Source organism: Alicyclobacillus cycloheptanicus (genome assembly GCF_028751525.1).
GTDB classification, from domain to species: domain Bacteria; phylum Bacillota; class Bacilli; order Alicyclobacillales; family Alicyclobacillaceae; genus Alicyclobacillus_L; species Alicyclobacillus_L cycloheptanicus.
Genome location: NZ_CP067097.1, coordinates 982004 through 1003166 on the forward strand (window position 1 = coordinate 982004; position 21163 = coordinate 1003166).

A 21163-nucleotide genomic window follows, 5' to 3' on the forward strand; every position below is an offset into this window, starting at 1 on the left:
AGTGGAGCGTAGGTGGTAGAATGGCGATATAGAACGTATGTTCGGAGTGATTGCCATGACACTTCTTGAGTTTCAGGAACGGTTCTCCACGATTCGTGCCTGCGAGGAGCGTTTGTTTGAGCTACGTTGGCCAGATGGCTTTGTTTGCCCGAAGTGCGGCAGCAAGGAGTATTGTGAAGTTGTAAGCTCCTCACGGAAAGAGGCTGAAGAACGAATGCCCTTATTCCAGTGCAAAAACTGCTCTCGGCAAACTTCCGTCACGGCGGGCACCATCTTTCATAAGACGAAAACCGATTTGCGCAAGTGGTTTCTTGCGGTGTACCTGATGGCCAATGACAAGCGAGGCGTTGCTGCGACAACCATTCAACGGAATATTGGAGTATCGTATCCCACCGCATGGAACATGTTGCGTAAAATCCGCAAGGCCATGGCTGATCGCAATGCACTGTACCAGTTGGAAGGACTCGTGCAAATCGATGACGCCTATTTTGGCGGAGAGAGCCATGGAGAAGGAAAGCGTGGGAGGGGCTCGGATCAGGACCCGGTGATTGTCGCCGTTCAGATGGAGCGTGGGACGCCAAAGTACATCACCATGGCGGTAGTACCGAATCTCACGAAGGAAGTGGTTGCTCCCGTTCTATCCGGACGGCTGAAACCAAATTGCGTCTGGGAGACGGACGGCAGCAAGACGCTTGTGGCCTGTGCCAAGGAGTTGGAGCCTGCGTCCCATATAGTGACGAAGTCGGGTACACCGGAGGCCCATGAGACGTTCGAATGGATAGACAAGGTCATCAGCCTGGCCAAGAGGTTTATCGATGGTACGTACCACGGGCGGATTGTATACAAGCAAGGATACCTTGAGGAGTTCGTGTATCGATTCAACCGCAGGAAGCTTGGAAATCGCTTGGTGGACAGATTGTTGCTTGCCTGTGCGCATGCGAAACCATTACCCAGTGTTTAGGAACTTAGTTACGAAAGTGGGGCGCCAGCCCAACTAACTTAAAAGACTTGAGATGTATGATTCTAAATCATGGCCCAGTGCAATGATGGTCCGCGCCACCGCCCCCTTGTCGTCGTGCATCTCGCGCACGAACGCCTGGTCAATCTTGAGGGTGTCGACCGGCAGGTGTTTGAGGCGGGCGAGTGAAGAGTACCCGGTCCCGAAGTCGTCGATGGAGACCGGAATGCCCAGGAATCGCAGCCACTTGAGCTTCTCGATGACATCGCCCTGGTGGTCGATAAAGGCTCCTTCAGTCACCTCAATCTCCAGGAACGAAGGATTGACTTGCGTTCGCTCCAGTATCTCCTGGACTTGTTTGACGAAGCGCGGCGCCAGGAGCTGAAGGGGCGAAACGTTGACTGCAATGCGCACCGGCGCCAGTCCCGCCTCCTGCCAGGAGCGGATTTGTTCGCAGACTTGCTCCAGCACCCACATCCCAATCTCCACAATCAACCCGCTTTTTTCCGCGATGGGGATGAACACGCCGGGAGAAATCAGTCCCGAAACCGGATGGTGCCACCGCAGCAGCGCTTCCGCACTCGTCATGCTGCGCGTCTGCACATCCACCCGCGGCTGGTAGACCAGATAGAATTCATGATTGGCCAACGCGCGCTGCAGGCCGGTTTCCAGCATGACCCGTTCACCAAATACGGCGTCCATCGATTCGTCGCAGAGACGGTATCCCCCTCTGCCGTCCTGCTTCGAGTCGTGATAGGCCAAGCAGCGAATGCGGCGGTTGTGACGGTATTCCCGCACCAGCACAAACAGCCCGATGGTCACGAAACCTACGGCAAGGAGACTGGCAGCTGCAAGGACTTGCTGATTGACTGTGTCCTTTGCGACAAACGTCAAGTCGAAGACGACCTGCGCCAGCATTCCCCCGACCATCACCCAAAATCCCACAACCACGGACCATACGGGCGGTGCGCCCGTACGGCGATGCTTCCATTCCACGGATAACGCCCCCAACTGCGCTCGATCGTGTTCTGTATGTAAAAAAGACACTTGTCCGATTCAGGACAAGTGCTGATCCATCCACGGCAACTGGCTGGCATGGGAACACGTTCCCGAAGCCCCTATAGTTTTGCGTCCTCTCCGTTTCCGAAGGGTTGCCTTTTACGCTTATATTCGACATAATGCGACAAATATCTACAACTATAGACATTTTACATCACAGACCTGGCTTTGACTAGTCCTTCTATGCCGCGTCAAATCCGGAGAAATCATGACAATTCGCTGCAGATGCCGGATTCCGGCAGGCGCTCCGGCAGTCGTCCATGGCCACTGGCAGCGGGTGCTGTATAATAGAGTCGGAGGTGCTGCCAGTGGAGGACAGCCTGCGTGAAGCCCTCATGCACGTCCAACTCTCACAACTGCTCATCCCTGCAAAAAACGTCGCTTGTGTATTGCGCTACAACAACCTCGAGCATGCGCTGTTGATTCTCACCAAGGCGGGCTACACGGCGGTGCCTGTCTTGGACGACCACGGCAGCGTGTGCGGTACCATCAGTAAAACCAACATTCTGGATGCCATGTTGAGTACGGATAAGATTGACGTCGACAAGCTGCACGAAGTCCTCGTGGAACAAGCCATGACCACGAAAATTCCGCGCTTGACGACATCCGACTCCTTTCTCAAAGGCATGGAACTCCTGATTAACAACCCCTTTGTCTGCGTTCTGGATGCGGAGGAACACTTTCATGGCATTCTCACCCGAAGAGCGGTCCTGATTGAAATCGAGCGGAAGCTTCGGCGGCGCGACTGACGCGTCGCTGGCTTCCCGTCGACCGTCCACTGCCTCCCGCGCCCTGGCGAATGGAATGCGCGCCGCGCGGAACAGCCTCGTCGTTTGGGAAGTATGGAATGCAGACATACTGGAATCGTGTAGACAGCAGACGCTGTATACAGCGGACGCTGAATACAGCGGAACGCGTGAAAAGCGGAAACCAGCGCAGGCGCTTGAAAGGGGGCAACGCGAAGTGTGGAAAAGGGTATTTGTCGTCCTGTTCTCCCTGCACCTCATTCTTCTGGCAGGAGTGCTCGTGTGGTTTTTCTCGCTCCCAAAGGCCGGTACAAAAGCCGTCCAGGCCCTCGCGTCGAGCAACGCGTCCGGCGAACCGTCCACCGCCGTCGAGATTCAAATCGACCAGAATGCGGCCAACCTGTTTTTGGCCCAAGCGCTCGCCAACCAGCCCGAGCTGTCCAACATCCTGTCGAGCGCCAACGTCAGTTTCGGGGACACGTGGACAACCGACCTGAACATCAAGGTCGATCAACAGGTGGTTCCCTTCACCCTCACGTGCTTGCCGACCATTACGAACGGGAACCTCGACCTGCAGATTGTCCATGCATCCATCGGCGGAACCACGATGACGGACACGTTCGTGAACATCCTTCAGCTGCTGCATTTACCCAGTTGGATCACGTTCGATCCCGCCGCCGAAACCATCCACATTGACTTCGCCGACTTACCGGGCGACAAGGTGAAAGTCCACCTGGAGCGCTATTCCGCAGCGCGCCATACGCTCACCGCACAGGTTGTCCCCATGCTTCCAACGAGCGGGTAAAAATGGTGATGAACGGGCGACGAATGGGTGATGAGCGGGTACCCACGCACCGCCCGGCATCCAACATGCCCTGCCAGCGTGTGCGCGTAAGCCCGGGCTGTTTCAGCCAGGGCTTCATGAACGAGACTTCTGCTGACGCATCCTTTCTTCGTACTCGGCGTCCTTCAGCGCCAGATAGAGCGGCTTCTCAATCGGCACCAGCCCCATTTGACGCAGTGCCTCCAGGCGCTCCGGGCCAATCATCTGGGCGACCTTTTCTTGTGTCTGACGGTCAAATCGCTTCACCGCCGTGTACTCTACCAAGTTGGAGAACTTGTCCATGGTGTGCTGCCACCGCAGGAGAATGGCGGCGCGTTCCAGTGCCCCCAAGTGCTCTGTTTCAAGAACATCGCGCGCAGCCACTTCAGGAGAACGTTTGTCTACCTTTTTCCGTCTTATCAACATGCGACCACCTTTTACAATTCATACCCGTCCGGTTCGAGTTTATCACAATGTGGATTCTGCGTGACCGTTCAGCGGTAAAATTCATAGAAAAATTTCCGGTTCCATTCATGCCGGCCGCGGCAAAAAGGCGCGCCGAAGATTCGACGCGCCCGAAATCGCCTCGGACTTAGGAAGATGAACGCAGCAGGTGTTCGATGTCGTCCGCAATGGACTCTGGCGTCGTCTGGGGAGCATAGCGCTTGACGGGGGTTCCGGATGCGTCGACCAGGAACTTTGTGAAGTTCCATTTGATGGCCTCCGATGAGAGAATCCCCGGCTTTTCACTGGTCAAATACTGGTACAGCGGATGCGCATTGGGACCGTTGACGTCAATTTTCGCAAACACGGGAAACGTCACGCCGTACGTGCGCTCACAAAACGCCTGAATCTCTTCGTTGGTTCCAGGTTCCTGGCCGCCAAACTGGTTACATGGAAACCCCAGCACCGAAAACCCGCGGCCGGCAAACCGCTGGTGGAGCGCCTCCAGCCCTTTGTACTGCGGGGTGAAGCCGCATTTGCTGGCCGTGTTGACAATCAGCAGAACCTTGCCCTCATAATCGCGCAGCGAAACCTCGTGACCGTCCGCCGCCTGAACCGTAAAGTCGTAAATGTTCATACCGTGCCCCCTTCTTGAACCATTACCTCGCACCGAACCGCCCGACAGAAGACGACTTTCAAATTCAGAATAGCACGATTTCGCACAAGCGCGTGCATTAGTACATCATGCGGTCATCAAAGTAGTATTTGAACTCCAGCAGATTGTTGGACGGGTCAATCAGGAAGAACGTTTCGTGCTCTTCCACCAGCCCCTGAAAGCGGTGCGTCGGCTCCTGAAAGAAGGGAATGTCGCGCATCTTCGCAAGCTTGAGCAGGTTGTCATAGGACTGCTTGTCCTTGAAGGTGACGCCAAAATGGCGCGGGTACATGGTCACATCGCGATCCCACTGGTCTGACAGGTGGCAGACGACCTGGTCGCCGAAAAAGTCCAGCGTAATGCGGTCGTTGTAACGCCGTGCCAGTTTGCAGCCCAGCCGCGTCACGTAAAAGTCATAGGCCTCATCGAGGTCGCGGCAGGGAATGGCCAAATGAAACACGTTGTCAGGGTTGCGCATGGTCGATCTCCTCTCTCCATCAAAGATACACAACATTCGGGTCCACTGGCATGCCGGCAAGCGGCGCTAGAACTGCAGCAAGGTATCCGAGCGCAGGCCGAGGCGGAGCGTCTCCAAAGCCATGGCGTCATCAAAGGAAATGTTGCCCAAGTTGACGTTCGACCCGAACAGGCGAATGAAGTACGTTTGCAGCTCCTTGTTCGGCGCCTCAAAAATCAGGCGGTCGAGGTGAACGCCGGACTCGGCGATTTCTTCAATGAGACCGTAGCGGACTTCGCCATTGCTGCGGCAGATGCCGCTGGTCCCGCTTTCCCGGGCTTCGGTGATGACCATCGACGCCCCCGCCTCGAAGTCTTCCCGGATGAAGTCAATCCAGCGGGCAGGCGACAAGCGAATGGACTTCTCTTCGTCCTTATACCCGACCTCGCTGATGACCGTAAACTCCTTGGCGAACGCTTCTATGTATCGTGCCTTGTCCGCGTTCAACAGGTCAATCGTACCATTCGAAATCTCTACGTACGTACAGCCATGTTCGTGCAAAAAGGCCCGGTAGCCGTCCAGCCGCCCCTGATGCAGATACTTCTCGAACAACGTTCCTCCGAAGAACCAGCCGACGCCGTTGTCCGCCAAACAGCGAATTTTCGCGTCCAGGTGCTTGGTGATGACCGACGTGCCCCAGCCAAACTTCACCAGATCGATGAATCCATCGAAGCTGTCAATGACATCCTGAAAGTGGTGCAGCGGCACGCCATTATCAATCAGAATCGTAATGCCATGGGTGCGCGGCTTGGCGGGCCGTTCTGGCAAAACCAGCTGGGCAGTTGACAAGGGTACAGATGACATGTTGGAATCCTCCCTTCAATTTGCGCGGCGCATCAGGCCGCAAAGCCGTGCTGTGCACAGGCTCAGGAAACAGACTGAGATACCACCTTGCCAAGGGCAGGGCGCTTGCGGGATGTCTTGCGGCCTACAACATAAGAGACAATCGGGATCTTCCCAAGCCAGTAGGCAATGACCATGCCCGTGAAGTACACAAACAGGATGCAGAACGGCCAAAGCGCGAAGTGAAGCCACGCTGGGCCATGATGCCGGTGCATCGCGACGATGGTCCGTTCCATGTAACTGAGCGGGAACGGCTGCAAGAGGAAAATGCCAAAGGACGTGGCCGAACCGACGCCGACAAACCGAGAAAACCACCGCCATCCGGGTCGTTCCCGTCGGCGCGCCCACTGCACCCCCGCGTACCACATGTTGGCAGCCACGAGGAAGCTGTACGGAATCATGATGGGCTGCAGCACCAGTTCACCCATCGACTCCGGCTCATGCAGGGCCAGGCGGTCGTAGAAGTAATGCGCCCACAGCACGGCCAATCCAATCAGCAGAGCTGCGCGCAAGGCGCGAACATGCCGGTTTGCGAAGGCGAGAATTTGGTCGTAGTGGCAGGCCATGATGCCGCCGGCAACAAACCAGAACTGGTACGTCAAAATGAACCGATCGCGGTATTCCCACAGGTACTTCCCAAATCCGGTGAATGATGCGGCCGGCAGGTTGCCGTCTTTGTTCAGCCACATGAGGAACAGCTGAAACAGGAAACTGGCGATGAACACGTGCAGGTGCCACCGCTCCAGTTTTCGCAATCCCCACAACAACAGCGGAAACACGATGTACAGCTGCATGGTGACCACAACGTAGTAGAGGAAGAACTGGTCTCCGGTGAGCAGCGATTTGCCCAGGACGTGAAGCAGGTCCGTCGGTGACCAATCCGGGTTTTGCGCATAGGTGTTCTTGAACAGGATATACACGACGGTCCACACGATGTACGGGACGACAATCAGTGCAAACCGCTTTTTCCAGAACTGAAACAGGTGAAACTCGCGGTGGTAATACGTCACAAACAACACCAGCCCGGTAATGAACATGAACGCCTCGCGCGTGAAGTGCAGCGCCGTGATCGCTGCTCCCATGCCGAGAAACGCCGGTGTCATGTCGGTATTCATTGAGTTGAAAAAGGACGTCGTGTGGACGGAGAGCACACACAGCATAATGAACGCGCGCATCAAGTCAATTTCGTAGAGGTGTCGCCGCTTGCCGTCCAAACCCAATTCCTCCCCGCAGCATCTCACACGAACTTTGTCCGTCTGAGCACTACCTTACGGAAGAAGCTTTGAAATCTCATTGAATTATACTATACCTCTCATCAATTTCTCATAATAAGAGACCGAGCTGGCCATGATGAAGCCGCCTGCCATGAAGCCGGCCGTGCTGAATCAGCTCACCCCGGGCAAGCCATGCACAGCGCGCGGCACGGCCCTACTCGTCGTCCGACAGGCCGACCCAGGCAATCTCCAAGTCCGACGCCTGCGCCAAGTTGACTTCATACGGCTGCACCTTCCCGCCCGCCGCCGCCAGCACCAGGACCACGGGCCGCTGCAGGTTGTCCGGGTTCGCCCGCGCGACGACGCCCGATGTGCCGTCACTCAACGCCACAGGGGTCCCGTTCGGGTAGATGTTCACGTGCTTCAAGAACAGGTCGACAACCGCCGGGTCAAAGTGCGATCCCGCCTCCTTCACGAGATACGCCACCGCCTCATGCGGCAGAAACGCCCGGCGGTAGACCCGGTTCGTCACCAGCGCGTCATACACGTCCGGCACCGCGAGGAGGCGCCCGAACTCGTGAATCTCCTCGCCTTTCAACTTTCGCGGATAGCCTGTCCCATCGAACTTTTCGTGGTGCTGCAGGGCACAATGCGCAGACAAGATGGAAATGTCCGGCTGCCGCCGCAGAATCTGATAGCCCAGTTCACAATGCCGCTCGATTTCCAGCCGTTCTTCGGCAGACAACCGGCCAGGTTTGTTGAGAATATCGGGATCGATGAGCAGTTTCCCGATGTCGTGCAGCATCGCGCCGACGCCGAACTTGCGGATGCGCCGCTCGTCAAAGCCCCTGGCCATCCCCAGCGCCGCCGCGAGAATGCCGACGTTCATGCTGTGGGTGTAAAGGTAGGCGTCGCTCGAGTAAATGGCGGTGAGATTGACGATGAAGGTTTGATCGCCCATTAACTCGTCGAGCAGCAGCTTGAACAGGTCGGCAAACTGCTCACCGACATCCGCCAAGCCAGGTAGAAGACCGTCTCCCGCATCGCGCGCTGCAAAGTCCGCGTCGTCCAGGTCCGCGCCCTCGAGGCTCGAGTCCGCACGGATGATGCTGTGCCGGACGGCAGCCACGGAGGCGCTGTGACGAGACGCTGCGATGCGGTCAAACGTATGTTTCACTTTCATGACGACTTCCTGCTGGACCTCGGCACGCACCGTTTCTTCGATCACGATGTCATAGGTTTCATCATCCTGGACGTAGACGTAGACAAACCCCATCGATTTGAGGCTGCGAATGTAACCGGGTGTCAGCTTCACCCCCGCCCGCAGCAGCACCCGTCCATCGGCATCAAACACGTGCTTCGCCAACACATCATCGGTTTCAAGCTTGTGTACCGGCTTCAACCTCACCCATCTCACCCACACCCATACCGACCATCCGGTAGACTTTACCACTGTCTTTCATCTCTGATTTCCTCATCTTATCCCAAGTTTCGACCCATCGCGACTCTCTGCGCGAGAAACACCGCCGCAGGATGGATTTCAAGATGATTTTTTACCTTTAGTTGGCACACATTTGGGCAGGATTGTGTCCCTGCATCGCGAATAAGGGCGTATACCATGCAGCGCACTGTTTCGACAATCACTGGTACGGGAAGAAAGGAAGCTCACCTTGTTTCCTCACAGACGCACTGCCGCTCCGCGTTCCAACCGATTGCGGTCATCACGGCTGTCCACGGCCGTCCTGGTGTGCCTGGCTCTTGGGCTGGCTGCGCTGGTCGTCACGATACCGTTGTTGTCGACGCTGCGCATGGGCCCCCTGCGCATGGATTTGCTCCGCTTGCTCGCCCTTATCGTTACGTTTGCCCTGTTGATTTTGTTTTGGAGCCTGACCGAGCGAAAACTGTGGAAGCGGCAGCAGGCTGCCATCCAGACCAGCGAACAGCGGTATCGGTCGCTCGTGGACAACAACGAAGACATCGTCCTGTTTGTCGACACGAAGGGGCTGATTCAATCCGCCAATCCTTCCGTGGAAACGATTCTTGGGTACGCCCCGGAGGCACTCCTGCAAACGCCGTACTGGATGCTGATTGACCCTGCGCACCACGCCGATTCGCACCATCGGTACCTGCGGGTGATGCAAGGCGAATCGCAAAATGTATTTCTCACCTTGCTGCATCGAAACGGCAGCAAGGTCGAAGTCCATGAGAAGAAAATCCCGGCCATTGTGAACGACGTCGTCACTGGGTTCTTCGTCATTGTGCGGGACAGGACGGCCCAACGAGCGGCGGAAGAGCTGCTCATCAAGTCGGAGCGGCTTTCTGCCGCTGGCGACCTTGCGGCCGGCATCGCACATGAAATCCGCAACCCCCTCACGGCGCTCAAGGGCTTTGTGCAGTTGATGCAGTCCTCGCGGAGTGAGTATGACCAATACCTCACCATCATGACGGACGAGTTAAACCGCATCGACACCATCGTCAGTGAACTGCTCGTGTTCGCCAAACCCGCGGAGCCGCACCTCGTCCGGCATGACCTGCGGCGCGTCGTACCGGAGGTCGTTGAACTCCTGTCGCCGCAGTCGGTCCTCGGCGGCGTCACCCTGCAAACCACACTCCCGGATGATGCGGCAGACGTCATCTGTGACCCCAACCGCATCAAGCAGGTGATGGTCAACGTGATCAAAAACGCGATGGAGGCCATGGCCGAAGACGGCGGTCAGATCTCCATCACGATGCAGTCCGCCGCCGGCGCAAACCGGTCGACTGTGACCCTCACCATCTGTGACGACGGCCCCGGCATCCCGGAAGCCGTGTTAGCGCATGTCGGCGAACCGTTTTACACGACGAAAGCGGCCGGCACTGGACTGGGCCTCATGGTCAGCCGCAAAATTATCGAAGCACACAACGGCGTGCTGCACGTGACAAGCCGCGTTGGCGAGGGAACCCAAGTCGAGATTGTCCTGCCGTTGGCGTAACGGCCGGCCGCCGCGGCAAGCACGCGGGCCATGGGCTTAAAACCCCTGGCCGCGCCCATCCGCCTGTCTGCGGGTTAACCCTGGCGGCTTTGAATCATCGCCAGCACCCGGTCAAAGTCACCCTTTGCGGTGGCCAGGATGCCGTTGGTCAGCGTGTTGCGCTGGTTGAACACGAGCGGCTGCCCCGCCTTGTCGGTTGCGCGGCCGCCCGCCGCCTCCACGAGCGCCACCCCCGCCGCGATATCCCATTCATTCTTCGGTCCCAGGCTGAAGGTCGTGTTGGCGCGTCCCGCAGCGATGAGCGCCAGCTTGTACGCGATGGACCCGACCGCTTCCACGTCCGCCAGGCCCTCGAACTGCACAAACTCACCGCGCTTGATTTCCGAACGGCTGCCGAGAATCAACAGAGGCTCCCGCTTCGGCGCGACCGCTGCCATCGGCTGGTCGTTCAGCCAGGCGCCCACACCCTTCAATGCATGAAAGCACTCGTCCCGCGCCGGGTTGTAGACCACGCCCAGCACGACGTCGCCGTGATGTGCGAGGGCGACGGAGACTGCGTACTGCGGCACGCGCTGCACGAACTCCTTGGTTCCGTCGATTGGGTCAACAATCCACACATACGCCTTGTCCAAGCGGTCCTCGCTGTCTCTCGTTTCCTCCGACAGCCACCCCGCCTCCGGCAGCAAGGCGCACAGGTGCTCCTTGAGGTAGTCGTTGGCCGCGTGGTCAGCGGTGGTGACGGGGTCGTTGTGCCCCTTATAGTTGGTCTCAAATCCTTCGGCCGCGATGGTTTCGACCATCTCTCCAGCCCGCCGTGTCACCTCAACCACCGCGTCAAGAAAATGCTTGTCCATCTTCTGCAGGTCACATCCTCACACGTTGTCGTTGGCTTGCCATCCCGGCGGCATCCACACCGGCGGGGGTTCCGCCGCAAAAAAATGATCGTCCCACAGAGGACGATGCCGCCAAACCGATTCGATTGTCACGCCTTTGCGGGACACGCCGTGATGCAGCGGCCTGCCGCACACCTCTACTTTTCCGAAGGTTCCTCTGTCGGCTGCGCCTGGCGGCGCCACTTTTGAAACTCCAGAAACTCTCGAAACTCGTCCTTGCTGACCCCGGATGCCATGGCTTCCTTGACGATATCAATCCACTCCGGGTCGACCGAATCTGCGGGAAGCGCCTCGTCCTCGGATTGAATCAGGTACTGCACCGGAACCCCCAGCACAGACGCAAGTTTTTCAATCACGTGAATCGAGGGATTCACTTGAATGAACCGTTCGATGGCACTCAAATAGGACTTCGCGATACCCGCACGGTCAGCAAGTTCGGACAAGGACAGGTTTTTCTCCAGTCGTAAGCGATGAATGCGTTCCCCCAGCATGTGACCTCTCCTCGTCTTCGAAGTGCAAACCCGGCGAGCCGGCCCGTATGGCTAAGCCATTCATATGGCTAACTAATTCGTGATGCGCGTCCCTTTCCCTGTCGGTTGTTAAAAATTATTCTCACCAACAGCCTCCTTCATCCGTAAAAACGTCCTGACTTCTTCCACCGTTAATCCAATATGACGCGCGAGCAACACCAACTCCAGCCATTCTTCGTCGAACTCCTCGACAGCCCTCACTTCGTCCACTAGAACCCCCACCCCTTGTACCCACACAATAAACACCCCAAGACAGCACCCATGCCACAGTCTGTACCTGTCTGTTTCTGATCTGTGTTTTCCAAACTGGGGCGACACGATGGACAGACGGAATCCAGAAGAGCCCGACCACGAAAGCCGTATAGCTGCTCAAACGTTTATTTCTTAAACTTTGTCATGCATCCATTGTATGCACCTGGGGGAGCAATTATCAACGAATAAATTCCTGCAAATTGGAAGCCTGTTCGACAGGCGTCGACCGCGATGGACAGCCGCGGCCGGGCGTGCGTGGGAATTGTTCGGGTCTGACGAGGTTTGATGGCGGGTCTTGGCAGAAACCGAAGCCCATCCAGGCTTCGGTTCCCCTTATTTCGCGTGCGACAGCAGCCCTTGGGCCGTCGTATAGTCTGTCACCAGCACGTTCACCAGCCGGGCAATCAACGAGGCACGAATCGCCTCCAGTTTCTCGGCGCCGTGAGCAATGCCCACCACCGTTGGAATGGCTTTCAAGTCTTTCAGGGAAATCGCGATGACGCGCGAATTCCAGGAGACGTTCGACGCCTCCCCTTTGGCGTTGATGAAATTGTAGCAAATGTCGCCAATCACGTCCGAATCCATCAGATCACGGTCGCGATCGGGCCCCATATAGTTTCTCACCATGGTTGAGTACTCGGGGTACCCCCCAATCCCCACCAGCGCCACCTTCGCCTGCCGCGCCTGCTGGACGACTTCGGCGATCGACGATTGCTGCAGAAACATCGCCTTGGCATCCGCGGTATCGACCACAGCCGGTGCGTGCAGCAACTTGTAATCGGCATTCAGCCGTTCCGCGATGCGGACGACAATGGTATTGGAATGCACGTCGATTCGCGAGTCACCGATGCCGCCGATGAGCGGCACAATGGTGACCGACGGCAGGTTGGCCTTGGGCATCTCGTTGGCAAGTTCCAGGAGCGTCGTGCCGCCGGAGACACCGACAATATCGTTGTCTTTGACAATTCGAATCAGGTATTGACCCGCAGCCGCGCCAAGTGCCTTTTTGACACTGTTGTCTCCGCTTTCGGACACGACAATGGCCTCCCGGAGCCCGAACGTTCGTTCCAACTCCGCCTCGACAGCGGCGTACGGATGAGCCACCTCATCGCGGATGGAAATCTGAACAATTCCGAGTTCCTTTGCCTTGGCCAGGTATTTAGAAATGAGGGGCCTCGAAACACCCAAGGTTTCAGCAATTTCGGCTTGTGTATTTCCATCTTCGTAATACATGTGCGCAATCTTTGACAAGATGCGCGAGTCATCCGAGTAGGCCAACATCTCTACCTTCTTCAGTCATAGTGTCGCTGTCCAAGCTGCCGCGTCTTCGTGCAAGCGGCGCAGTCAGGGCGCCGCATCGCTTGATTCTCCCAAAACTTCCTGCATTGTTTATTTTATTTTAACGAATTTCGATGAGAGTTCCTATACTGACTTTCGGCAGTTCAAACGGTTTCACATAGACCGATCCCGGCAGGATTTCGGCCGGCGGGTCTGTAAAGTAGATGGACAGGTGTCCGAGTTCAGCGAGGTTTTTCATGGCCTCCGTGCCAACGGAGAGAATTTCGTATTCGTTCTGCCCCACGACGAGGCGGCTGGCAGATGCTAAGGCGCCGCGGTCGACCTCGACCGGTTCGTGAATCACAGAAATGTCCCGCAGCTCAGCTGGAGCTTGAGTCCCAAAGAGGATGAGCACCTTTTCTTCCTCAAACGCAAACGCCATGTCTCCGATGTATGTCACGGTCGACTTCATCATGCGACCCCCTCCTTCATGTCTGGACGAGAAACACTCGGCTGCCACGGCCTGCAGCAACCGAGTGTCACCACATACTTGTCAATTCATCTTACGAGTACATGCCCAGGCTCGCAACGTATCCCAGCAAGACGGCGACGACACCAGTAATCAAACGACTGTACAGAACCGCGGGCACACCGTACTCAATCGTCTCTGGCTTTGCCTCACCGAGCGACAGCCCGACCGGAACGAAGTCGCAGCCCACCTGACCATCAATGGCGAACAACGCGGGCAGCGCGTACACCGGCGAGATGGCCTTCGTCGCAATCTGCGTGCCGACGAGCACGCCGATGATTTGCGCGATGACCGCGCCCGGCCCCAGCACAGGGGACAAAAACGGCAGCGTACACACAATCACCAGGACAATCAGTCCGCCCAGACTGCCGGCCAGCGGCACGAGACCGTGCGCGAGCAGCTTCCCCAGCCCCGTGTAGTTGATAATGCCGACCAACATGCTGACGAACGCCATGAACGGAATGATGTTTTTCAACAACATGTCGACCGAGTCGCGGCCCGCCTGGTACAGGGTGCCAATCACCTTGCCAATGCCGCGGGAGATGACCATCAGCCAGTTCGAGTTACCGCCCGACACCTGCGGCTGCGGTGCCTGAAAGGGGTTGTCGCTCTTCTGTGCCGGCTGCGGCCCAGCTTCTGTGCGGGCTTCCCCCTTATCCGCCAGCACAATGTTGCGCACGGTCACCCCGGAGACAAAAATGTCTTCCTTAATGAACTTCGACAGCGGCCCCGATGGCGAGGACGGCAGGACATCCACCGTCGGGATGCGCTTCATCGGGTAGACGCCAATCCGCGCCGTCCCCCCGCAGTCAATCACGACGCACATCATTTCATCTTCTGGTACAGCCGTCGAGAAGCCATCCACCGCCTGCGCACCGCTGAGTTCTGCGATTCGCTGTGCGACCGGGTGAATCCCGCCCCCGGTTACAGAGACAACCTTGGTCCGCTTACCCTCTGGTGCCACGACCAGCCCAGTTCCCCAGCCGCCAGAACCTTTTTCAATCCGCACTGCTTGCCCCATCGATATCCTCTCCTGAGATGAATAGTTTGGTCATGCGTTCGCCGCGCGAACACTGTCTCGTCCCTTCTCAGTTCGCGGCACCCTTTACAACGCCCACCGTGCGCCTCGACTCCATCCGGTTCGCCAGGTATTTCGTAATGTTTTCCGTGACAACCCCCCGGATGAAGATGACCACGATCCCAAGCAGGAAGTACCGCACCGCGAGCGGTCCCATGGAGTACCCGGCTTTTTGGATTCCGTCCGCGATGCCCAGCCAAACGAACAGCTCACCGGCATTTGCATAGGGAAAGAAAGCGGTTACGGGATGGACAAATGAAACAGCCGAATCGTAGAATGCTGGTTTGTACCGTTCTGGCAGAAATCGGCCAAAGGTATAGCACATCGGGTTGGTAAGAATCAACACGGACAAGATGGGCATCAAGGTGTACCGCAGCACCAGGTACCTGGAAGCAAACATAATCGCCCGGTTTGCCCGCTCTTCGCCAACCAGCTTCACCACGGTGTACGTGAATGTGAGCAGCACAATCAACGTCGGTACAATCCCCGTGATGTCCCCCATAAAGACCTTGCCGCCTGCGTTAAACAATCCGATGAAGTGTGACCCGAGCCACTCAATCCAACTCATCCTCTGCTCCCCCTTGTTTCATGGTTTCGCTGCATGCCCACGCGCTGCCACATGCCTACGCTCGTTACTGCGCGACGGTCTCTTTCCTCGTCAGCACTGGCGGTTTCGCAGCGCGAACGGCATTTTCGGCAGCCATTTTCAGGGCTTTCGCAATGGATTGCTGCCTGGCTGAGATCCGCCGTTTTCGCTGCAGATCGCGCTCGGCCCGCTCGATGGCCTCTCGCACGCGCATTCCTGCGTATGCGGGCTCCTCTTTGAACTTCGCGAACACACTGATGCCGGTTAACACCTGACACTCCCCAATTGTCTGCTGTTGGTCCACAATGATGAGTACGATGGCGCCGCTGCCTAACGCCTTTCTGGCCACGCCGGAGAACAAGCTGAACCCTTCTGCATGTTGGTACTTGTGCACCAGGTCACGCATTTTGCCGCGGTAGTGGCGAATTTGCAGCCACGTCAAAGCGAACTGCAGCAGCCACGCTGCGCCAATCAAAGCGATGAATCCAAATACACTGTGCATGGTCATCCACCTCCTTCGGATTGGATGCCCCTAAGCGCCTGACGCGCTTAGGGGGATAGACGCTGATGGTGAAGCGGACTGGCTCGATTTTGCTTGCTCGATTTGTTCTATCTGTATCAGCCTGAATCAGCGGAATAATTGATTTTGCAGTTCGCGAAGGTGCCAGACGGTTGTACTCCCATCCAGTTCGATGTCGTCTGCCGTCAGGAACTGTCCATCCGCGATGTCGCGTTTGGCCACGGCTCGGCCGGCAATCAACCCAATCGGAACATGACCGTTCGCTTCCATCTCTTCATGCCGTTCGAGTACACCACGCACCGCGTATCCGCCAATGCCGTCCACCGGTTCACCCGCGCGAATCGGCCGCTTCGCGACCGCGACGGTTTCGGAAACGGGTCCGCCGAGCGGCGCGATGGTTGGGTCGTTGTGCAGGACCGCCCGCGCCACCGATATCGGCGTTTCCAGACTCGCCAGATGAAACGGCCGATACAACGCGTAGTAAGGGCCCTTCCCGACAGACAGGTAACGGAGTTCCTCGTCCACAGGTTCCAGCGGGCTTTTCACAATTACGAAGACGCCCGGCGCCAGTCCATGCACGTACTCGACGACACCGTAGTGGTTGAGGCATCCCCCTTCACTCACCAACCTGAGCTGGTCGACGACGGTTTGAATATCCGCATGCACACCATGCATGCCGACAACGTCCGGGATCAGGCCCGTGGCATTGCTCAGCAGATTCATTTCCGCCATCGTCTTCGTACCGTCCTGAAACGCGGCCAACATGTGCGGGCTCATGTGCTTACGATTCGCTTCTTCTGCACAAGTATCCGGGTTGGCCGACGGAATGAATGGATTGTTCTTGCCCTTGCCGGCTACGACCACTTCCAGGCCAATCGTTCTCGCGAACTCCACCAGCTCCAGCGTCACCGCCGGTTCGTCTCCTGCAGAGCCCGTATAAACGAGATTGCCAGCCTTGAATAGGTTGGACAGAATCGAACCAATCGTTACATCCGCCTCCACGTTCAGGAGCACCAGGTGCTTTCGTGCGGTGAGTGCGTGCAGCGCAATCCTCGCGCCCACCTCGGGCACTCCCGTCGCGTCCACGACCGCATCGACATCGGGCCGCTCGATGACCGCCCTGAAGTCACTGCTCACAGCGACTTCGTTGTTTGGGTACGAACTTTGCAACTGGTAATAGCGAACGGCCGTCTGTGCGGCTTCCAGGTTCACATCACATACGCCGGCGACCCGCATGCCGGGCACGCGTGAAATTTGAGCAATCAGGCCGCGTCCCATTTGCCCCGCGCCGATGACCGCAACGCCGATGGATTGGCCCGCCTTTTCACGCAGTAGTAGTTCACGATAAATCGACATCTGCACCCGCTCCCATTCTCATGCTGAATGACTGGTAGACGTACCAGAGGCCGGAACATCCTCGGTGAACCATCACGTCCTAGAGCATCACCCAGGCAATTCTTCGGTCTCCAAAAACACGGTCAGCGCGTGCAGGGCCTCCTGTTCATCCACCCCGTCAGCAACCACCTTCACCTGGCTGCCCTTGGTACAGGCGAGCGACAGAATCCCCAGGATGCTTTTGGCGTTGACCGTCTTCTCTCCCTTAACCAGCGAAATCTCTGATTGATAACGATTTGACAGTTGCACAAATGTCGCAGCCGGACGCGCATGCAATCCAGACTGCAGCGCCACGGTGACAGCGCGTTCCACCATCGTCCAACCCCCATCCACGTCGATTGAATCGACGATGATTCGTAACATTTGTTACGTGATGAATCATGTGTAAACATCATAAGGGCTGAATACGCTTTCGTCAACACATTGACGAAATAATTTTTCACTTGTATCATTCGATACATATCATATCAAATGTTATAAGGAGGCGGAGGTCATGGGTTCCCAGGCAAGCGACCTCGCAAACACATTGCAGATGCCAGACAGCGTCAGCGCCGCCGCGGATGAACTGTACTACCGCATGTGGCTGGTCCGCTACTTTGATGAAAAAGTAGACGAGATGTTTGCCAAGGGCATGATTCACGGCACCACCCACTTGTGTGTCGGGCAGGAAGCCACCGCCATCGGCGGCTGTGCGGTGCTCCGCGATGAGGATAAAATCACCAGCACGCACCGCGGCCATGGCCACTGCATCGGCAAGGGCGCGGACGTCAACCGCATGATGGCGGAGCTGATGGGGCGAGCCACCGGCTACTGCAAAGGGAAGGGCGGCTCGATGCACATCGCTGACGTCGAACGCGGTAATCTCGGCGCGAACGGCATCGTCGGGGGCGGCATTCCACTCGCAGTGGGTGCAGCGCTCACGTCCAAAATGATGAAACAGAACTACGTCGTTCTTTGTTACTTCGGAGATGGTGCCTCCAACGAAGGCAGCTTCCACGAAGCCGTCAACCTGGCTTCCATCTGGTCGCTTCCCGTCGTTTTCCTGTGCGAAAACAACCAGTACGGCATGTCGGGTTCGGTCAAGGAAATGATGCATATCGAACACATTGCAGACCGGGCGGCCGCCTACGGGATTCCGGGCGTGGTCGCCGATGGAAACGACCTGCTGGAAGTCATCCGCGTGACGGATGAAGCCGTGGCCCGCGCACGCCGCGGCGACGGCCCGACGCTGATAGAGGCCAAAACCTACCGCTGGAAAGGGCACTCAAAGAGTGACGGCCGCAAGTATCGGACGCGGGAAGAGGAGGCCGAGTGGAAGGCCAAAGACCCCATCCTCCGCTTCGGCAGCACCCTGCTGGCGTCAGGCGCCTGTACGCAGGACGACCTCGACCGACTGCAGCAGCGGGCCCGCGCAGACATTGAGGCGGCGGTTCAATTCGCGTTGGACAGCCCCATGCCTGACATCGCGACCCTGGAAGAAGATGTATTCGCGTAACTTGAGTTGGAAGGAGGGCCACGCAATGAGGCAGATGACTTATCAGGAAGCTGTCCGAGAAGCCATGAGTCAGCTGATGCGCGAGGATGAGCGCGTGTTTTTGATGGGCGAAGACATCGGGATCTACGGCGGCGCGTTTGGTGTTTCTCGCGGCATGATTGAAGAATTCGGGCCGGAGCGAATCCGCAACACCCCCATTTCTGAAGCCGCTATTACCGGCGCGGCGGTTGGTGCGGCGTTGACAGGGATGCGGCCCATCATGGAACTGCAGTTCTCCGATTTTGTGACCATCGCGATGGATCAATTGGTCAACCAGGCAGCGAAGCTTCGCTACATGTACGGCGGCAAAGCCTCCGTGCCCATGGTGGTCCGCGCCCCGGGGGGTTCAGGCACCGGCGCCGCGGCACAGCATTCGCAGAGTTTGGAGGCTTGGCTGGCGCACGTCCCCGGGCTCAAGGTGGTGCAGCCTGCCACCGCCTACGACGCCAAGGGGCTGCTTCGGGCGGCTGTGGAAGACAACAACCCCGTGATTTTCTACGAACACAAGCTGCTCTATGGAACGAAATCGGAAGTTCCGGAAGAACCGTATACCATCCCGATTGGCAAAGGGGACATCAAGCGGGCAGGGCGTGACGTGACCGTCGTGGCCACCAGCATCATGGTGCACAAGGCGCTTCACGCCGCAGAGGTGCTGGAGAAAGACGGCATCAGCGTGGAAGTCGTCGACCCGCGTACACTCGTCCCGCTCGACACCGAGCTCATCTTGAACTCCGTGAAAAAGACCAGCCGGGTGGTCGTCGTCTACGAAGCGGTGAAACGCGGCGGATACGGCGCAGAGATTGTCAGCACGATTGTCGAGAGCGACGCGTTCGACTACCTGGATGCGCCCGTCGTGCGGCTGGGCGGTAAAGAGATTCCCATCCCGCAAAATCCAGAACTCGAAAAGCACGCGGTGCCGCAGGTGGACGACATCGTCACCGCGATCCGCAAGATGATGCGAAAAGCCTGAGGGGGTGAGAAGATGGCGGAGCCAGTGACCATGCCAAAGCTTGCAATGACCCAGGAATCGGGGACGATTTTGCAGTGGTTCAAGACGGAAGGCGAGACAGTCCGGGTCGGTGAACCGTTGTTGGAAGTGATGACGAATAAAGTCAATATTGAGGTGGAGTCGTACACCGAAGGCGTGCTGCTCAAACGACTGTACGAAGCGGGTACAGAGGTGCCGGTGCTGGACGTGATCGCCTACATCGGTGAAGCGGGCGAGCCCGTGCCGACGAACGAGGCGGCGCCTTTGCCGTCGGGCGGCGAGAACGCTGCAGTTCCATCCGCATCCGACACCAGCGCCGCGAACGCCCGTCCATCCTCGAACGAGCCGGGAGCACGCGATGCTGCAAGCGACGCCGGACAGAAAGTCCGCGCCACGCCCGCCGCCCGTGCGCTCGCGCGCGCCCATGGCGTCCCTTTGCAGCAAATCCAAGGTTCGGGCCACCTCGGCCGCATCCACCGGGAAGATGTTCAGGCGTACCTGGAGCAGCGAATCGCCCTCGAGAATGCGTCCCCGGCACAGCGGCGAAGCAAGCCTCGCGCGACGGCCGACGCACCTGAAGCCAAGGCAGCCAGGCAAGTGACGGCCGACACAGACGACCAGACCGTCGTTCCGCTCACAGGGATGCGGCGCGTCATCGGGCAGCGCATGGCCGAGAGCGCCTTTCAAGCGCCGCACGTCACCCTCTGTCTGGAAGTCGACATGCGAGCTGCTTCCGAATTACGCACCCAGTTGATCCCGCTCGTCGAGGCCGAAACCGGCACTCGGTTGTCCATGAACACCTTGATTTTGAAGACGGTCGCCCGTGTCCTTCGAAAGCACCCAAACGTAAACGCGACCTGGGCGCAAGAGAATGCACTGGTGCAGCATCGAAGCGTCAACCTGGGGATGGCCGTGTCGGTCCCAGGCGGACTGCTGGTTCCCGTCATCCCCGGCGCCGACCGGCTCGGGCTCGGCGAATTGGCTGCCAAAGCCAGCGAACTCGCGGACCGAGCGAGGGCACAGAAGTTGTCGCCCGACGACCTGCAAGGCGGAACCTTTACCGTCAGCAACCTCGGCATGTTTGGCATCGAAGAATTCACACCGATCATCAATCAGCCCCAGGTCGCGATTCTGGGGGTAGGAAGTATGATTGAGAAACCCACGGTCCATAATGGTCAAGTCGTGATCGGACCACAAATGAAACTGAGTTTGTCGTTCGATCACCGGGCACTGGACGGCGCAGAGGCGGCCATGTTCCTGCGCGATGTGAAGCAGTCTCTTGAATCTCCCATGTCACTGCTGCTATAACTTCCCGTGCCATCGACCCTGGTTCGCGAAGCATTCATCCC

Annotated in this window: 24 protein-coding genes and 1 riboswitch; of the genes, 7 read left to right on the plus strand and 17 right to left on the minus strand. The window is 57.7% G+C overall.

The features are described from left to right. Nucleotides 1–55: 55 nt before the first annotated feature. Nucleotides 56–961 carry an IS1595 family transposase gene (locus JI721_RS04545; protein ID WP_274456638.1) on the plus strand — a complete coding sequence of 302 codons (906 nt, stop codon included), beginning with the start codon at nucleotides 56–58 and terminating at the stop codon, nucleotides 959–961. Between the two features lie 33 nt (nucleotides 962–994). On the opposite strand, the gene JI721_RS04550 is transcribed toward JI721_RS04545, so the two are convergent. Then, nucleotides 995–1954, minus strand: coding sequence for a putative bifunctional diguanylate cyclase/phosphodiesterase (locus JI721_RS04550; RefSeq protein ID WP_274456882.1), 960 nt, complete (start codon nucleotides 1952–1954; stop codon nucleotides 995–997). A gap of 82 nt (nucleotides 1955–2036) precedes the next feature. Next, a riboswitch (cyclic di-GMP riboswitch) is annotated at nucleotides 2037–2124 on the minus strand. A 201-nt stretch (nucleotides 2125–2325) separates the two neighbouring features. Between JI721_RS04550 and cbpB the strand changes: the two genes are divergently transcribed. Together cbpB and JI721_RS04560 are read left to right on the plus strand one after the other, a co-directional pair. Next, nucleotides 2326–2766: a cyclic-di-AMP-binding protein CbpB gene (gene cbpB, locus JI721_RS04555; protein ID WP_274456883.1), complete on the plus strand. Its 441-nt coding sequence runs from the start codon at nucleotides 2326–2328 to the stop codon at nucleotides 2764–2766. A gap of 214 nt (nucleotides 2767–2980) precedes the next feature. Next, nucleotides 2981–3568, plus strand: coding sequence for a DUF2140 family protein (locus tag JI721_RS04560; protein ID WP_274456884.1), 588 nt, complete (start codon nucleotides 2981–2983; stop codon nucleotides 3566–3568). A 114-nt stretch (nucleotides 3569–3682) separates the two neighbouring features. Here the strand turns inward: JI721_RS04560 and JI721_RS04565 are convergent, their stop codons facing one another. From JI721_RS04565 to JI721_RS04590, 6 genes are all read right to left on the minus strand, one after another. Next, entirely contained in the window at nucleotides 3683–4009 is a 327-nt protein-coding gene (locus JI721_RS04565) for a hypothetical protein (RefSeq protein WP_274456885.1), read from the minus strand. Between the two features lie 169 nt (nucleotides 4010–4178). Further along, nucleotides 4179–4667, minus strand: a complete 489-nt coding sequence (locus tag JI721_RS04570) for a glutathione peroxidase (RefSeq protein WP_274456886.1) — start codon at nucleotides 4665–4667, stop codon at nucleotides 4179–4181. Nucleotides 4668–4764: 97 nt separating this feature from the next. After that, nucleotides 4765–5163: a VOC family protein gene (locus JI721_RS04575; RefSeq protein WP_274456887.1), complete on the minus strand. Its 399-nt coding sequence runs from the start codon at nucleotides 5161–5163 to the stop codon at nucleotides 4765–4767. A 66-nt stretch (nucleotides 5164–5229) separates the two neighbouring features. Then, on the minus strand, nucleotides 5230–6006 hold the full coding sequence (locus tag JI721_RS04580) for a phosphosulfolactate synthase (protein WP_407654071.1): 777 nt from the start codon (nucleotides 6004–6006) through the stop codon (nucleotides 5230–5232). A 62-nt stretch (nucleotides 6007–6068) separates the two neighbouring features. Then, on the minus strand, nucleotides 6069–7259 hold the full coding sequence (locus JI721_RS04585) for an acyltransferase (protein WP_274456888.1): 1191 nt from the start codon (nucleotides 7257–7259) through the stop codon (nucleotides 6069–6071). A 214-nt stretch (nucleotides 7260–7473) separates the two neighbouring features. Next, nucleotides 7474–8661, minus strand: coding sequence for an HD-GYP domain-containing protein (locus JI721_RS04590; protein WP_274456889.1), 1188 nt, complete (start codon nucleotides 8659–8661; stop codon nucleotides 7474–7476). A gap of 268 nt (nucleotides 8662–8929) precedes the next feature. Here JI721_RS04590 and JI721_RS04595 point away from each other — a divergent pair, with 268 nt between their 5' ends. Next, entirely contained in the window at nucleotides 8930–10231 is a 1302-nt protein-coding gene (locus tag JI721_RS04595; RefSeq protein WP_274456890.1) for an ATP-binding protein, read from the plus strand. 74 nt (nucleotides 10232–10305) lie between these two features. Here the strand turns inward: JI721_RS04595 and JI721_RS04600 are convergent, their stop codons facing one another. The 10 genes from JI721_RS04600 to JI721_RS04645 form a co-directional block, all read right to left on the minus strand. Further along, nucleotides 10306–11085 carry a 3'(2'),5'-bisphosphate nucleotidase CysQ gene (locus JI721_RS04600; RefSeq protein WP_274456891.1) on the minus strand — a complete coding sequence of 260 codons (780 nt, stop codon included), beginning with the start codon at nucleotides 11083–11085 and terminating at the stop codon, nucleotides 10306–10308. A 176-nt stretch (nucleotides 11086–11261) separates the two neighbouring features. Continuing rightward, nucleotides 11262–11615, minus strand: a complete 354-nt coding sequence (locus JI721_RS04605) for a helix-turn-helix domain-containing protein (RefSeq protein ID WP_274456892.1) — start codon at nucleotides 11613–11615, stop codon at nucleotides 11262–11264. A 108-nt stretch (nucleotides 11616–11723) separates the two neighbouring features. Next, nucleotides 11724–11864: an anti-repressor SinI family protein gene (locus JI721_RS04610; RefSeq protein ID WP_274456893.1), complete on the minus strand. Its 141-nt coding sequence runs from the start codon at nucleotides 11862–11864 to the stop codon at nucleotides 11724–11726. Nucleotides 11865–12239: 375 nt separating this feature from the next. Continuing rightward, the gene (locus JI721_RS04615) at nucleotides 12240–13184 is read right to left on the minus strand and encodes a sugar-binding transcriptional regulator (RefSeq protein WP_274456894.1); all 945 of its coding nucleotides are present in this window, start codon (nucleotides 13182–13184) and stop codon (nucleotides 12240–12242) included. 121 nt (nucleotides 13185–13305) lie between these two features. After that, entirely contained in the window at nucleotides 13306–13659 is a 354-nt protein-coding gene (locus JI721_RS04620; protein WP_274456895.1) for a PTS glucitol/sorbitol transporter subunit IIA, read from the minus strand. A gap of 88 nt (nucleotides 13660–13747) precedes the next feature. After that, nucleotides 13748–14734, minus strand: a complete 987-nt coding sequence (gene srlE / locus JI721_RS04625) for a PTS glucitol/sorbitol transporter subunit IIB (RefSeq protein WP_274456896.1) — start codon at nucleotides 14732–14734, stop codon at nucleotides 13748–13750. 67 nt (nucleotides 14735–14801) lie between these two features. After that, nucleotides 14802–15359 carry a PTS glucitol/sorbitol transporter subunit IIC gene (gene srlA, locus JI721_RS04630; RefSeq protein ID WP_274456897.1) on the minus strand — a complete coding sequence of 186 codons (558 nt, stop codon included), beginning with the start codon at nucleotides 15357–15359 and terminating at the stop codon, nucleotides 14802–14804. 64 nt (nucleotides 15360–15423) lie between these two features. Next, a complete protein-coding gene (locus tag JI721_RS04635; RefSeq protein WP_274456898.1) occupies nucleotides 15424–15879 on the minus strand; it encodes a transcriptional regulator GutM in 456 nt (151 codons plus the stop codon). A gap of 126 nt (nucleotides 15880–16005) precedes the next feature. Further along, entirely contained in the window at nucleotides 16006–17253 is a 1248-nt protein-coding gene (locus JI721_RS04640; RefSeq protein ID WP_274456899.1) for an NAD(P)H-dependent oxidoreductase, read from the minus strand. 87 nt (nucleotides 17254–17340) lie between these two features. Further along, a complete protein-coding gene (locus tag JI721_RS04645) occupies nucleotides 17341–17607 on the minus strand; it encodes an HPr family phosphocarrier protein (protein ID WP_274456900.1) in 267 nt (88 codons plus the stop codon). Between the two features lie 217 nt (nucleotides 17608–17824). On the opposite strand from JI721_RS04645, the gene JI721_RS04650 reads away from it, so the two are divergent. The 3 genes from JI721_RS04650 to JI721_RS04660 are packed head-to-tail and all read left to right on the plus strand — an operon-like array spanning nucleotide 17825 to nucleotide 21122. Next, complete coding sequence (locus JI721_RS04650; RefSeq protein WP_274457675.1) at nucleotides 17825–18787, plus strand: thiamine pyrophosphate-dependent dehydrogenase E1 component subunit alpha; 963 nt, start codon at nucleotides 17825–17827, stop codon at nucleotides 18785–18787. A 25-nt stretch (nucleotides 18788–18812) separates the two neighbouring features. Next, nucleotides 18813–19796 carry an alpha-ketoacid dehydrogenase subunit beta gene (locus JI721_RS04655; protein WP_274456901.1) on the plus strand — a complete coding sequence of 328 codons (984 nt, stop codon included), beginning with the start codon at nucleotides 18813–18815 and terminating at the stop codon, nucleotides 19794–19796. A gap of 12 nt (nucleotides 19797–19808) precedes the next feature. Beyond that, entirely contained in the window at nucleotides 19809–21122 is a 1314-nt protein-coding gene (locus JI721_RS04660) for a dihydrolipoamide acetyltransferase family protein (RefSeq protein ID WP_274456902.1), read from the plus strand. Nucleotides 21123–21163 lie beyond the last annotated feature (41 nt).